A 14,052-nucleotide genomic window follows, 5' to 3' on the forward strand; every position below is an offset into this window, starting at 1 on the left:
CCGCGCCGGGGCCCTCCCCCCTGCCAGTGCCGCATCACGCGGCGCGGCGGCGCCTTGCCAGGAGCAGGGCGCCGAGGCCGCCGATGATGAGCACGACTGCGGCGAGTGCGAAGTAGGTGATCGACATGCCGGTGACCGGCAGCGAGTCGGCGTGCCCGGCGGGGGTGGTCTCCGCCTCGTCGGGTTCGGTGGCGGCCGCTGCGGGCGAGGAGCTCTCGTCGGTCTGCGGCGAGGACGATCCGTCGGACGGGTCGGTGGTCTCCTCGCCCGCCGGATCGGTGGTGTCCTCACCGTCGCCGGGGTCGGTGGTTTCCCCGGCAGGATCGGTGGTCTCCTCGCCCGGGTCCGTGGTCTCCTCTCCGGCGGGGCCGGTGGTCTCCTCGCCCGGGTCCGTGGTCTCTTCCTCGGCGGGCGTGGTCTCCTCGTCGGCCGGCGTCGTCTCCTCCTCAGCCGGGGTGGTGGTCTCTTCCTCGGCGGGGGTCGTCTCCTCCCCCGGGTCGGTGGTCTCTTCCTCAGCGGGGGTGGTCGTCTCCTCTGCCGGAGTCGTGGTCTCCTCGGCCGGGGTGGTCTCCTCCTCGGCCGGAGTCGTCTCCTCCTCCGGCGGGGCGGTGGGCTCCTCGGCCTCCTGCGCGGGGCAGGTGTGCAGGAGCTCGAATTCCGAGTGCTTCTTCGCGTTCTTCACGCTCGCGAAGGCGCCGATGAGCACCAAGCCGGGCTCGGTGGAGACGACCGCTATGTCGCCGTCGGCAACGATCGTCGCGTCGACGAGGTCCGGAAGCTGAAAGATCCACTCAGGATCAATGTAAGAGGCGATGAGCCACTTGAACTCGGTGTTGTTGCCCACCGAGGCGGGCAGGTGGAAGACCCAGGCGTCGCGGTCCTCGGAGGGGCCGCCGTCGACGTACTCGCAGGACTGGCTCCCGAAGCTGTCGGCGTAGACGGGCACATCGGAATCGCTGAGGAAGATGGTCCTCGTCTTGGCATAGGCCGCGCCCGGGGTGGCGATGACGATCGCCGCTACCAGTGCCGGAATCGTCCAGCCCAATAGCTTCTTGAATCGCATGAAAGTCTCCTTGGTCACACAGCACAGTGGCCGGTCATGGGGCGAGCGCGACGAACCGGGCGAATGGGGCCGGGGTGTGGCCGGGAAGGGCGTTGAAAGGGCTTCCGCGGTGAGTCGATCGCGCATCGCCGAGCCGGACGGCCTGGGCCGGGTGTCCCGTCAATCGGAATCGATGAATAACCACTTGCAGATTATCCGCGTTCGCGCGCAACGGTAATCGACTTAGCGGGCCGAACCCCGACCCGAAAGTACGATCATCAAAATCCTTGATCTGGGACATGTCGCTCCACTGCGGAAAACGACGCACACCGGCCGGAATCCATGCAGACGCGAGACGCGTCCCACCTTTTAGGATTATTGCAGGCGTGCGAGCACGAGGTCGACGGCCTCGACGCCGACGACCGGGATGCCGTAGCGGCGGGCCTTGGTCGCCTTGCCGGACATGGAGTCGGGGTCGGCGGCGATGACGAGGCCGGTCTTCTTGGTGACCGTGCCCGACACGTGCAGCCCGGCCTCGGCCAGGCGCTCGGCCCAGTACTGCTTGGATTCGGCGAACGAGCCGGTCAGGACCACCGTGTCGCCTCGGCGCAGCGCGAACCTGCTCGGCGCGGCGACCGGCGCCTCGGCGGGCTGGAGCGCTCGGTCCACGTCCTCGGCGGTCAGCGAGAGCAGTGCCGCGACGCGCCCGAGGTCGTCCCGCTCGGCCTCGGTGACGACGCCGTCCTCCAGGGCGGCCGCGGCCAGCGCCCCAAGGTAGCCGCGGTGGAGCTCGATGGCCGCCTGGCGGGAGATGCCCATGTCGAGCGCGAGGCCCACCAGTTCGTCGGACTCGGTGGCGGAGACGTGCCGGTCGAGCAGCGCCCGGTCGAGCAGGGCCAGGTACATGTCCGCCTGGGGCGGATCCGGTACGGCGGGCAAGTGCTCCACCAGCCGCGCGAGGAAGTCGGCGCCGTCCGAGGCGCCCGCCCCGCGCCGCACCGGCTCGGCGGCGCCGATCGGGACCGCGGGCCATTCGAGCTGTGCGACGAGTGCGCGCAGGTCGTCCCAGGGCGGGACCACGCTGGTGCTGCCGAGGTAGAAGGTCAGCAGTTCGGCCGTCGCCATGACGTCGGAGAGGGCCTCGTGGGGGCGGTCGTTGCCGATCCCGGCGGCCTCGCAGCAGTGCGCGAGCGTGCGCTGCACTCCGGGCAGGAAGTGGGAGGCCCACGACATGGTGCAGACGCCGTACTCGGAGAGCCTGGGGATCTCCAGGCCCATGCGCAGGCACTCCTGGGCGAGCATGCGGCCGTCGAAGGAGAGGTTGTGGGCCACGGGGATGCGCCCGGCGAGGCGGGCGAGGACCTCGCCGGCGATCTGGGCGAAGGTGGGGGCGCGCCTGACGTCGGCCGAGCGGATGCCGTGCAGCGGCTGCGGGCCGACGTCCCGCTGGGGGTTGACGAGGGTCGTCCACCGGTCGGTCACGTGGCCGTCGGCGTCGACGTGCGCTATCGCGACCTCGACTATTCGGTCCCTATTGTACAGACCCGTCGTCTCCAGGTCGAACACCGCATACATGACACTCCGCCTCGTCATTGAAACAGTGGGTGACCACTCTAGCGAATCGGCAGGCCTTGAGTTGCGAGTGGGGCGGACCGCGAATTGTCGGATGGGCGGCAAAGCCTGACACCATCCACAGTGCCATGTCACCCTGTGTGAGACCACCCTTCCGAAGGAGAACGACTGATGCGCCTCATCAGAAAACTCATGATCATGCTGGCGGTGGCCGCCAGCGTGTTCGTGCTCATGCCCGCCGCGGCCGCCCAGGCCGACCCCCGTTGGGTCACCGTCTGCTGGCCGATCCACGAACCGCCCTGGGTGAAATGCGTCGAATTCCCGGTTCTGATCATCGCGGAAGACCCCGAATGGCCGCCCGACATCTGCCCCGTATGCGACCTGGCTCTCGACCTGTTGGACGACAAGATCTACCCGCCGATCGACGAGCAGTTCCTCGACCTGTTCACCCAGGGCTTCGGCCTGCTCGCCAAGTCCACGCTCGTCGAGGACCCGAAGGAGGCCCTGGAGCTCAGGGGCCAGTCCGCCGACGTACTCCTGAAATCGGCCGCGGTGCTCAACGAGTACGACGTCCAGCTCGAACTCGACCGGGTCGGCGGTTACCTCCAAGAGAAGAACGAGTTCGTCGAGGTCGACAACGACCATCTGGTCTCCATGGGCAAGAACCTCGTGGAGGGCGAACGCCTGATGCAGCAGGCGGAGCTCGGGAAGGATCCCGACGCGGTCGTCGAAGAGGCGATGGCGCACTTCGACCAGGCGTACGCGGACCTGTCCGCGCTCTACGGCGGTTGACGTGCGGTCGGCGCCGGTCGCCGCACAGTGCTGTGTTGTGCGATGACCGGCGCCGACCGGCGTCCTGTCAGGGGCCGTAGCCGAGCAGCTTGAGCCACTCGACCGTGTCCTCGGTCCACGGCAGCGGCCGCTGGTCCGCCACGTCCCCGGCCTCGTCCACGAGATACAGGGTCGCGCTCGCGCCGGTCATGCCCGTGACGAGCATCGAGCCGTCCGGCAGGAACACGACCTGGCCGATCGCCTCGTCCACCGGCAGCTCCAGCTCGTCGCCGGTCGCGGTGTCGATGTACTTCCCGCAGCGGTCGAACGACCGGATGTCCGCGTTGTCCTTCTCCTGGATGAACAGGCAGGCTCGCGACAGGTCCGCCGAGACCGACTCCAGGCCGCGGACGTCCGGGTCGCGGGTCCACCTGGCCAGACCGGGCAGGTCGATGCGGCCCGAGCCGTCGGGGCGCACCGCCGATCCCTCGCCCACCAGGTACTGCCCGTCCGGCGTCCACACCGGCGAGCAGCCGACGCCTTCGGGCAGCGGGAGGCGCTCGCCGGTGGTCAGGTCGAAGACGTACGACTCGGCGTCCTCGGTCGAGGCCGGTTCGGCGATGACGACCCGGTTCGAGTCCGGCGACCAGCTCGGGGGGCATTCGGGGTCGGCGGTGAAGGCCGCCAGCGGCTCGGCGTCGGGCTCGGTGAGGTCCGCATATGACCATTCGCACCAGCTCCCGCTCGCGCCGGTCCCGCTGATCAGCGCGCGTTCGCCGTTGGGGGCCGGTTCGAGCAGCGCGTCGCCCTCGCCGCCGTTGAGCGAGGTGACCACGTCGCCTTCGAGGAGGGCCGTGTAGGGGCTGTGCATCTCGCCGACGAGGAAGTAGAGGCGCTGGGGGATCGCCTCGGGCACCGGCGTCTCCGACGGTTCCAGGTCGGGCCAGGTGAAGCCCCGCTCGTCCCATTCGCTCGGGCGCATGCCGCCGCAGTCGGGGGCCTCGGGCATCGCGCCGGTCGGCTCGGCGGGCGTGGGCTCATCGGGGGTGGGCGCGTCGATCGTGGTCCGCTCCACGGCGGGCGGGGCGGGGGCGCTCCCGTCCGGCGCGATGAGCGCGGCGACGGCCACCCCGGCGATCGCCATGCCGCACACCGCCCCGGCCGCCGCCGCGGCGAGGCGCCGCCTGCCGATGGCCTCGGCCTTGGACAGGGCGCCCTCGGTCAGGCCGCCGGGAGCGCCGCCCGCGTCGGCCGCGCGCCGTCGCAGCAGGTCGCGAAACGTCTCAGACATGGGACTCTCCTCGCGCGGTCATGGCCCCCGCGCCGGAGCGGGGCGGTTCGGCTTCGGGGAAGCGGAGTTCGGGGAAGCCGCGGCGCAGTCCCCGCAGGGCGCGCTGCGTCCGGGTGCGCAGGGTCGAAACCGGGCATCCGAGCGTGGCGGCGGCGTCGGACTCCGTCATGTCCTCGAAGTAGCGCAGCACCACCGCGGCCCGCTGCTTGGCCGGGAGCGAGAGCAGCGCGGCGTGGACGGCCAGGCGCAGGGCGACGTCCGGGTCCGCGCCGCCGGGCTCGGGCGGAGTCTCGGTGGCGGTCTCGGCGACTCTGCGTCGGCGCCAGCGGCTCACGTGCAGGTGGTACATGGTGCGGCGGGTGTAGGCCTCGGCGTTCTGGCTGCGGTGCAGGCGCTTCCACGCGCGCCAAGTGCGCGCCAGGGCGTCCTGGACGAGGTCCTCGGCGAGCCCGCGGTCGCCGGTGAGCAGGAACGCCGAGGCCGTCAGTGCCGCCGATCGGGCCCTGACGAAATCGTCGAACTCACTCAGCGGCGGCGCGGTCGATCCGTCCACGTTCGGTATTCCGTTCGGTCGGTGGGCATGTCTCCTACTGAAGACGGAAAACCGCACGCGCGGGCGCATCGGCCGAACGGTCCATAGATGCGGTCCGAACGGCCGATGTGGAGGCCGCGGGTCTCAGCGGCGGCGGAACCAGCGGATGCTGCGGGGCGTGAGCAGGAGGACGAGGACCGCGATGGCCAGCGCGGGGCCGAGGAGCGTCATCGCCGTCACCAGTGGGGTGCTGTCCAGAGGCATTGCGAAGGCCGCCTTCCTAACTCATGCTGACGCTGTGGTACAGCCGGACGGTGATGAACAGGGCGCCGAGGACCTGGAGGACCGCGCAGGCCACCAGGGCCCACGGTCGGCGCACCCGCAGCAGGGGTATGGCGGCCAGCAGCGGGAGGGCGGAGACGCCCCAGAAGCGGACCGGTCCGATGGCGAGGACCCACAGCCATATGAGGGCCTGGATGCCCATGAGGGCGGCGGCCACCCACAGCGGTGCGGGCATGCCGGCGCGCTCGGGCGCGGGCCGAGTCGGTGACTGCGGCGGGGGCGGGGGCGGCGTGCGCGGGGAGGGCTGATACGGCTGCGGCGCATAGGCGGGCATCGGCGCGGCCACGGGTGGCGCCTGCCCGGGGACCGGTGCGGGCGTCTGGGCCGGTATGGGCGCGGGGGCTTGGACCGGTACCGGTCCGGGGGCCTGCGCGGCGAGGAGCGCGCCGTGGGCCACGACCTGCTCCAGGCGGTCGATGACCGTCGCCGGACGGCCCAGTTCCCGATGGATGAGCGTGGCCACCAGCGGCATCCGGCTGGCGCCGCCGACGAGGAAGATGCCCGCGATCGCCTCGTCAGGGAGGCCGGAGGTGCGGATCACCGCCTCGACGACCTTGGGGGCGCGGGCCAGCAGGGGTCTCGTCAGTGTTTCGAGCTCGTCCCGCGTGAGGTGGACCTCGCGGTCGAGGACCGGGATGAACAGCTCGGCGGTGGACTGGCGCGACAGGCGCTCCTTCGCCTCGCGCACGTCGTCGTGGAAGCCGCGCCACTGGCGGCGCTCGGCGGCGGTGCGGGGGGTCAGGAGCCGCTGCCACTGGTCGTCGTCGCCGAGGTGGCGCAGGTGGCCGATGACGGCGTTGTCGATGTCCACGCCGCCGAGGTCGTCGATGCCGTCGACGGCGAGGACCTCGAAGCCGGTCTCGGTGCGGCGCACGACGCTCGCGTCGAAGGTGCCGCCGCCGAAGTCGTGGACGACGACCGCCGAGCCGACCGGGACCTGGTGGCCGAGCTCGGCGACGTAGTAGGCGGCGGCCGCGACCGGTTCGGGCAGCAGGGCCGGGTTCGCGAAGCCGGCCGCTCGGGCCGCGTCCTGGAGGACCAGGCGGCGGGTGGGGCCCCAGGCGGCCGGGTGGGTCAGGACCACGTCGGCCGGGGCGGCGCCGAGGACCCGCTCGGACTCGGATCGGACACGGGCGAGCACGGCGGTGAACAGGTCGCCGACGGCGATCTCGCTCTCCCCGAGCAGGACCGTGCCGTCGTCGACGCGGCGTTTGGGGTGGGGCTCGAACCGGGAGGGGTCGGTCCGGGCCGCGTCGCGGGCGTCGCGGCCGACCAGGACCTGCCCGTCGTCGCCCGCGTACACCGCTGAGGGCAGCAGCGGGGAGCCGTCGAAGAGGACGCTCTCGACGCGGCCGTCGGGGCGGCGCAGGGCGGCCGCGGTGTGGGAGGTGCCGAAGTCGATCCCCAGGGAGGCGGACATGGCTTGGAGCCTACCGTCACCGCGCCGCGGGGAGGACCGGCGCGGTCAGCGGTGGCGGTTCGCCACCCGCTTGCGCCGGGCCTCCACGGCCGCGTCGACGGCGGCGCCGACCGCGTCCTCGGCGGCGTCGTCAACGGCGCGCTCATCAGCGGCGCGGTCGCCCTGCGGGGCGGTCGCGGACAGGTCGCCGAGCGTGGTGCGGCGGCGTTCCAGGGAGTCCTGGAGCCAGTCGCGCCACTGCGGCGAGGCCTCGGCCTTCGCGACCGTCTCGGGCCGCCACAGGGGCATCGGGCGGTTGCGGCCGCGCGGGTGCGGGTTGCGCTGGAGGCGTTCGGGCTTGGGCAGGAAGTCGCGGATCGCCGTCTCGGTCCAGCCGCGCCTTCGCAGGAGCGGCTTGCCCACCCACAGGCCGCCGCCCGCCCGGTGGGGGCGCTTGGGCTTCGGGGGGAGTTCGGCGCCGGTGGGGCTGAGCGTCACCGGTCCGCCGCTGAGTCGGACGATGCGGGGCTGGGACGGGTCGACCTCCCACGGGGGGACGCCGGAGCGGGGCTCGCGGCGCCTGCGCCTCCCGGCGTCCTTGGGCGCCTTCCTGGTGCGGGGTTTGCGCGGTGTGACGTCGACGGTGATGAGCACCCGCGTCGGGCCGTAGTCCCGGAGGATCTCGCGCCGCTCGACCGGGGCCTTCGCGGCCTGGGCCACCTGGGCCTGAGCCGCAGCTCGGGCCATTTCAGCCTGCGCTGCCTCAACCTCGGCCGCGCCGTCGCGGCCGTTCGCGGGCGCCTCCCGCAGTGTCCGCGCCTCGGCGCCGGGCTCGCGACTTCCGGATCGGCTCTCAGCGTTCATGACCATGCCCCCGTTCGGTTTTCGGTTGGACACGTAGCGTAGTCGCTTTCGACTCCCGAACGGTCGACGACACTCCACGGGTCCGGCGATTCCCCCGCGGCCGCACCCGATCCTCGGCCGCACCGACCGATCCCCCGCCGGGTCCGGCGACGGGAATCGGGCGGCCTCGGTTCGCCGCCCGATCAGCCGACTCACCGCCGGGCACGGCGACGGGCCGGAGACGCCGCGCGTCCCCGGCCCGTCGCCTTTTGGATCCCTATGCGGGGGTGCAGGTCACTTGGGGGGAGGCGCTGGAGCCGGAGCCGACGAAGCCCCAGGCGTTCATCGTCTGCCCGGCCGCGATGTCGGCGTTCCAGCCGACGTCGCCTGCCGTCACCGACGAGCCGCTGGAACTGACGTCGGCGTTCCACGAACTCGTGATGCTCTGGCCGCTGGGCCACGTCCAGTTGAGCGTCCAGCCGCTGACCGCGCTGTCGCCCGCGGTGATGAGGACGTTGCCCTGCCAGCCCGAGCCCCAGTCGTTGACCACGTCGATCACGGCCGTGCAGCCCTCGTCGTCGGTGGGCGGCGGCGTGGTGTCGTCGTCATCGGGCGGGGTGGTGTCGTCGTCCGGCGGGTCGGTGGGGTCGGTGTCCTCGTTGAGGCCGAAGAACTCCATGACGTAGGGCGCCATGGCGCTGGTGATCACGTTGTGGCCCGCCCCGGCCACGCTGATGGCCTCGACGGGGGCGTGGGGGCCGCTGTCGCCGTAGCGGGTGCGCGTCCAGCTCGACTGCGGGTGGTCGGTGTAGACGGGCGTCTGGCTCACGCCTTGGACGTTCGTCCACTGCTTGATCTGCTCCTCGAAGTTCTGGTAGTCCAGGGTGTCGTCGAGGGTGCCGTGCCAGGTCTGCATGCGCGGACGCTCGCCGCTGTAGCCGGGGTAGGCGCCTCGGACCAGGTCGCCCCACTCCTGCGGGGTGTGGATGAGCTGGCCGCTGGAGCACTGGGAGTTCCACTCCGAGCCGTTGGTGGTGGCGAAGCAGGCGAAGGGGACACCGGCGAAGGCCGAGCCCGCGGCGAAGACGTCGGGGTAGTCGCCGAGGAGGACGTTGGTCATCATCGCGCCGGAGGAGACGCCGGTGGCGAAGACGCGGTCGGAGTCGATGGCGTAGTTGGACTCCACCCAGTCGATCATGGACTTGATGCTCACGGGGTCGCTGCCGCCATTGCGGGTGAGCGCCTGCGGCGAGGAGACGTCGAAGCACTTGCTGCTGCGGGTGACCGAGGGGTAGACGACGATGTAGCCGTACTGCTCGGCGAGCCTGGCGTACTCGGTGCCGCTGTAGAAGGCCTGGGCCGAGCCGGTGCACCAGTGGATGCCCACCAGGAGCGCGGGATTCGGGTCGACGTTGTTCGGGACGTAGACGTACATCTCGAGGTTGCCGGGGTTGCCGCCGAAGTTCGTCACCTGGGTCAGCCGGCCGGTGGGCAGGGGGCCCTGCTGGGCCTCCGCCTGGTTCGGCATCGCGAGGGCGACCAGCGCGCCCGCGACGACGAACACGGCCGTGGCCACGGCGACGAGGGCGCGCCGCGACCGGAGTCGGATCGTTGGTGTCATGGGGTATTCCTGTTCTGGTCGGCGACAACGGTCGTAGTAGCGCTCCCAACCACCAGACGCCTTACCGATCGCGCCGCGCGATCCGGGGTTTAGAAGGAACTGTCATGAGGGTCCAACCAGGATATATCGATTCACATCTATTAGCAACAGGCCCACTGGCCAACTGCCCGAGCCCAATCGACGGCCCGCCCGCACCCACACAGCTGCCCCGGCCGCGCGAACGCCTCGCGAATCCGCCTGCCTCACGGCGCACCCACCCTCACACGACCGCCCCACACAGCGCGAGGCACCGCGCAACGCAGCCCCGCACCAAGCCCGGACAACATCATCCAGCACCTCCCCGCTCAGCGCGCCATCCGACTTCGCGCGACCGCCCCGCACTGCACAAGCACCGCGCAGACCGGCCCGCTCCGCGGAGCTCCCGCTCGCCCGTATGAGACCGGCCGCCGCAGTGCGAACACCGCCCACTCGGGCCGCGCGCCCGGCCGAACGACACCGCCCACGACACCCCCGCGCGGCGCACCCACCCCTTCGCGCGATCATTCCGCGCTTCGCGGGCACCGCACGGACCTCCGCACTCCACGACGCTCCCGCTCGCCCGACCCACGCGCCCGCCCGCGCGCCCGGCCCGAAGCACCACCCAACGCCCCGCCCGCCACGGGCGATACCCTCTCGGCCCCCGACTTCCCGACTCCCGGAGCATTATTCAAAAGGGTTGAAGCCTTGTCGTCGGTAGATCTCCAGGCCGAGCAGGCGCAGCGGCCTGCGATAGCCGGTATCGAGGATCTTCCAGTTCACCGCGTGGGCGATGGCCCGCTCGCCGGCCGACCGGCGGCGGTTGATCTGCCGGTTGAACCAACCCTCGGCGGCAGTGAGCGGCCGGTAGTCGGGCTTCTTGACCGGGGTGATGATGCCGCACCCGACATAGCCCTTGTCGCCGATCAAGCCGGGACCACCCGGCTCGGCATGGGCCGCATAGCGTTTGGCGATCCCCGACTCGGTGAAGGCACGGGCGTCATGCATCGAGCCGAGCATCGGCTCGCCGAAGTCGACCAGGTGGCCGCGCAGGTCGGCGACGGCCTGGACGTTCACCCCGCACGCGTGCCGCTTCCCCGAGAACAGGCCTTTCGTGTGGGCGCGTTCGCCGGTGGGGACGAGGAAACCGTCCACGATCAGGGTCGAGTGCGCCCGGTCGGCGGCGGCTTCGGCCTCGAGCGATTCCAGGCAGCGGCCGATCACCGGCTCCAGGATGGTGAGGTAGCGAGAGACGGTGGGCTGAGAGCAGCCGAACAGCTCGGCTTCAACCGCTTGGGAGTTGTTGCGCCGCAGGTAGAACAGGACGACCACGACCGCCATATACAGGCCCAGGGCTCTGCGGCGCCCTCTGGGTTGCTGCCAGGGGCCGATCACGGCGCCGACCGCCGCGACCAGATCTGATAGTTGCTCGTCGTCGAGACCGGTGCAATGCTGGAAGCGAGGCGGTCGTCCTCGCGGAAGTTGTTGCGTTGCCATGCTTCAGCCATCGCACCGGACGACCGCCGTTACTGTCCGTCACCCGACTGAGCTGCGGATATTCACTCAAACGAGACCACCGGCCGAGTTCTGAATAGCGCTCCAGGTTTCCGAGAGCGCGAACATGAGGCTCTCAGAAAGCTCCCACACCACGTCCTTCTCGCCTATCGGCTCCTCCACCTTCCTCGAAGGCTCCCGCGCGCACTCGGAAGGACTCAAAGCGCTAGGCGTCTGGAACGATCTTCCGCACTCCGAGACACGCGACGACCACAGGATTCTCGGCGCTCAGGAAGAGCTGGAACCAGTATCCGCCCTGGGGCCGGTCATCGACGTATCCTATCCGGAGCCGATCCTCTGGGCAATCCCTGATGCTCTCGACCGCTTCGGCGAACCCGATCGACGGCTGCCCGTTCCTGGAAAGCAGCCGCAACCGCCGCGAGTAGATGATCAAGATCTCTGATTTGGCCACAGTCCTCGGCCAAATCTTGAAATCAACACCGCCCTCAACCGCTCCCCTGGCTAGATCTTCGACATCGGACGACCCACGTAGGGCATTCAGTAGATCATCGCGTTCCATTCCACGAACATCCACAGCTATACCATCATATTCCATCATCAGCCTGTGGGCCTCCATGAACCTTTATCGAGTATGGACGTATTTCTTCGTCACTCACCTCGACATCGAATCGCTTGAAGGAGAGTATCTCGACGATCGCATTCATCATCGACTCCGATACATGCCCCGCGAATCCGATCTCATCGTGGAGCAGCTCGCCTGCGAGCAGGCGGCGATTATTACGGTCATCGAGCTCCGGACCCACATGCCAGGTTATATACACCCCGCCTGCGGCATCCTCTCCAGGGTCCACCTCTATCACGGCTCCCGGGCCTCTCTCGAGTTCAACGTCGGTGGGCACAGGCAGGCCGGCATCTTTCAGGACTCCGGACACCCTCGAAGCGATTCCCTGCCGTTTCGAAAGCTCGATCCGGTCGGCTCGTTGAAACTCTTCCATCGTCGTATACTCCCAGAAGGATCACCGCCCTCGTGCTCCGGCGATCATGCCGGACAGCAGTTGGTTCGCAGCCCTGCGCAAATCTCGATCATCGCCCCAAGACACCGACCAGGTGAAGTTCGCACCAGGTGCAAGGTCCGTAATCGCCGAGTCCCGCAAGCCGATGCAGAAGTCTCGTTCGGGTGAGTTCGCGCCTTCCTTGTCCCGGTTACGCATAGTGAGCGGCAGCGGACTCGTGGATTCCTTGAGAGTGTGAGCACTCAAAGCATCAAAGAGCGACCGCTGCCGCGTTTCGAGCATAGAACCGACCTGGACACCGAGCAACTGCTGCTACTGGAGCGGGAGGTCGAGGCCCGGATCGGCTCGTGGCAGCCCGACACCGGTCGACGGAAGACCCTGGAACTGTTCGACGCGATCGTGGTCTGCCTGATCTATCGGCGGCACAACACGATCCAGGCCGCGCTCGGCGAGCAATCGCGGATCTCGCAGGCGACGGTCTCGCGCTACATCGACTTCCTCGAACCGGTCATCTCCTGCTGTCTCGACTGCCTGGCCTTGGACGTGCGTGAGCAGGCCGTCCGCTCTGACCTGGTGGTCGACGGGTTTCTCATCCCCACCCGCGACCTCACCACTCCCGCAGGATTGTTCTCCGGGAAACGCCACCGGCCCGGATTGAAAGCGCAGGTCATCACCGATCTACGTGGCCGGGTGATCGACTGCGGGCAGGTCCTTCCCGGATCGGTCCATGATGCGAAGGCATTCAAGGCCTCCGGGCTGGCGAAGGCCTACGAGATTCACCTGACCGGGGAGGGCCCGAGCCTCATCGGGGATCTGGGCTACCTCGGTGTCGTTCCGTTGACCCCGTACAGGAAGCCGGAGTACCGCGACCCCACTCCCACAGAAGGCCTGTTCAACCGGCAGGTCAACCAGAGACGATGGGTCGTCGAGCAGGGCATCGCGCACCTCAGGTCCTGGAAGATCCTCACCACCGGCTACCGCCCCCCGCTTCGGAAGGCCGACCGGACACTACCGACCGTGATCAAACTCCAGATGTACCGACATCACTCAGCAGTGGCTTTTGCATGAGCTTGCCGGGCTCCCGATTCCCGGGCGCGGGCTCTCAGTCGATGCGGTCGGCCCGGGCGTAGACGTTCATCGTGTCGCCCCGCAGGAACCCCACCAAGGTCAGACCCGCCTCCCCCGCCAGCTCCGCCGCCAGCGACGACGGCGCCGAGACGGCCGCGAGCGCGGGGACGCCCGCCATCACCGCCTTCTGCGCCAGCTCGAACGAGGCCCGGCCCGACACCATGAGCACAGTGCCGCGCAGGGGAAGAAGATCGGCGCGCAGCGCCCAGCCGATCACCTTGTCGACCGCGTTGTGCCGCCCCACGTCCTCCCGCGACACGATGAGCTCGCCCTCCGCCGTGAAGAGCCCGGCGGCGTGGAGGCCGCCCGTCTTGTCGAACAGCCGCTGGGCGGCCCGCAGCCTGTCAGGAAGCGCCGCAAGCAACTCGACATCAATTCGCACCGGGTCGTCCGCGACCTCCCACGCCGAGGCGGTGCGGACATCGTCGAGCGCGGTCTTGCCGCAGATGCCGCACGCCGAGGTCGTGGTGGTCTCGCGCTTGGCCGCCGGGGCGGGCGCGGCGACACCGGGAGCCAGGGCGATGTCGAGGAGGTTGTAGGTCTGCTCGCCGCGCTCATCGGTCCCGGCGCAGAACCGCATCGTCGCCAGATCCGCGGCCTTGGTGATGACGCCTTCGGAGACGAGGAACCCGGCGGCCAGATCGAAGTCGTCCCCGGGCGTCCGCATGGTCACCATCAACGACTCGCCACCGACCCGCAACTCGAGCGGTTCCTCCGCCACAAGCGTCTCGACCCGCTCCGACCGCCGCCCACCGACCACCCGCACGATCTTCTGCCGAACGGTCACACGCCCCATAAAGGCCGTCCTCCTTCTCGCACGCCATAACCCTATATTATATATCCTATAGGATTCTAAGGTTATAGCTTATAAACTGCACGCTCCGATCTATAACCTATACCCTCACGCAAGTTATAGGCTATATCCTTACACTCCCGGTTATAACCTCATATCGGTTATAGAATATAAC

General features: G+C 69.4%; 13 protein-coding genes. 2 read left to right on the forward strand and 11 right to left on the reverse strand.

Annotated elements, in window-relative coordinates:
* Positions 1-34: 34 nt before the first annotated feature.
* Together H613_RS28745 and H613_RS23460 are read right to left on the reverse strand one after the other, a co-directional pair.
* Positions 35-1,063 carry an LPXTG cell wall anchor domain-containing protein gene (locus H613_RS28745; RefSeq protein ID WP_051392745.1) on the reverse strand — a complete coding sequence of 343 codons (1,029 nt, stop codon included), beginning with the start codon at positions 1,061-1,063 and terminating at the stop codon, positions 35-37.
* A gap of 354 nt (positions 1,064-1,417) precedes the next feature.
* A complete protein-coding gene (locus H613_RS23460) occupies positions 1,418-2,617 on the reverse strand; it encodes an exonuclease domain-containing protein (RefSeq protein ID WP_035735408.1) in 1,200 nt (399 codons plus the stop codon).
* 168 nt (positions 2,618-2,785) lie between these two features.
* Here H613_RS23460 and H613_RS31230 point away from each other — a divergent pair, with 168 nt between their 5' ends.
* Positions 2,786-3,406, forward strand: a complete 621-nt coding sequence (locus tag H613_RS31230; protein ID WP_026922182.1) for a hypothetical protein — start codon at positions 2,786-2,788, stop codon at positions 3,404-3,406.
* Positions 3,407-3,473: 67 nt separating this feature from the next.
* Here the strand turns inward: H613_RS31230 and H613_RS0100115 are convergent, their stop codons facing one another.
* The 8 genes from H613_RS0100115 to H613_RS30545 form a co-directional block, all read right to left on the reverse strand.
* Positions 3,474-4,676, reverse strand: coding sequence for a TolB-like translocation protein (locus H613_RS0100115; protein ID WP_026922183.1), 1,203 nt, complete (start codon positions 4,674-4,676; stop codon positions 3,474-3,476).
* Positions 4,669-5,229, reverse strand: coding sequence for a SigE family RNA polymerase sigma factor (locus tag H613_RS23465; RefSeq protein WP_245598414.1), 561 nt, complete (start codon positions 5,227-5,229; stop codon positions 4,669-4,671). Before H613_RS23465 ends, H613_RS0100115 begins: the two co-directional genes overlap by 8 nt.
* Before the next feature lie 259 nt (positions 5,230-5,488).
* Positions 5,489-6,970 (reverse strand): Hsp70 family protein, encoded by a 1,482-nt coding sequence (locus tag H613_RS23470; RefSeq protein ID WP_051392746.1) that lies wholly within the window; start codon positions 6,968-6,970, stop codon positions 5,489-5,491.
* A 45-nt stretch (positions 6,971-7,015) separates the two neighbouring features.
* Complete coding sequence (locus H613_RS0100135) at positions 7,016-7,813, reverse strand: hypothetical protein (protein WP_156925740.1); 798 nt, start codon at positions 7,811-7,813, stop codon at positions 7,016-7,018.
* Between the two features lie 256 nt (positions 7,814-8,069).
* Positions 8,070-9,413, reverse strand: coding sequence for an extracellular catalytic domain type 1 short-chain-length polyhydroxyalkanoate depolymerase (locus H613_RS0100140; protein ID WP_035735411.1), 1,344 nt, complete (start codon positions 9,411-9,413; stop codon positions 8,070-8,072).
* A gap of 702 nt (positions 9,414-10,115) precedes the next feature.
* Positions 10,116-10,769, reverse strand: a complete 654-nt coding sequence (locus H613_RS23475) for a transposase family protein (protein ID WP_051392747.1) — start codon at positions 10,767-10,769, stop codon at positions 10,116-10,118.
* Between the two features lie 379 nt (positions 10,770-11,148).
* Positions 11,149-11,559: a hypothetical protein gene (locus H613_RS23480; RefSeq protein ID WP_169731930.1), complete on the reverse strand. Its 411-nt coding sequence runs from the start codon at positions 11,557-11,559 to the stop codon at positions 11,149-11,151.
* The gene (locus H613_RS30545) at positions 11,528-11,938 is read right to left on the reverse strand and encodes a hypothetical protein (RefSeq protein ID WP_156925742.1); all 411 of its coding nucleotides are present in this window, start codon (positions 11,936-11,938) and stop codon (positions 11,528-11,530) included. Before H613_RS30545 ends, H613_RS23480 begins: the two co-directional genes overlap by 32 nt.
* 252 nt (positions 11,939-12,190) lie before the next feature.
* On the opposite strand from H613_RS30545, the gene H613_RS23485 reads away from it, so the two are divergent.
* Positions 12,191-13,024 carry a transposase family protein gene (locus H613_RS23485; protein WP_051392749.1) on the forward strand — a complete coding sequence of 278 codons (834 nt, stop codon included), beginning with the start codon at positions 12,191-12,193 and terminating at the stop codon, positions 13,022-13,024.
* Between the two features lie 34 nt (positions 13,025-13,058).
* On the opposite strand, the gene fdhD is transcribed toward H613_RS23485, so the two are convergent.
* Positions 13,059-13,880 (reverse strand): formate dehydrogenase accessory sulfurtransferase FdhD, encoded by an 822-nt coding sequence (gene fdhD, locus H613_RS0100165; protein WP_026922186.1) that lies wholly within the window; start codon positions 13,878-13,880, stop codon positions 13,059-13,061.
* Positions 13,881-14,052: the final 172 nt, after the last annotated feature.

This window comes from Glycomyces arizonensis DSM 44726 (assembly GCF_000482705.1).
GTDB lineage: Bacteria > Actinomycetota > Actinomycetes > Mycobacteriales > Micromonosporaceae > Glycomyces > Glycomyces arizonensis.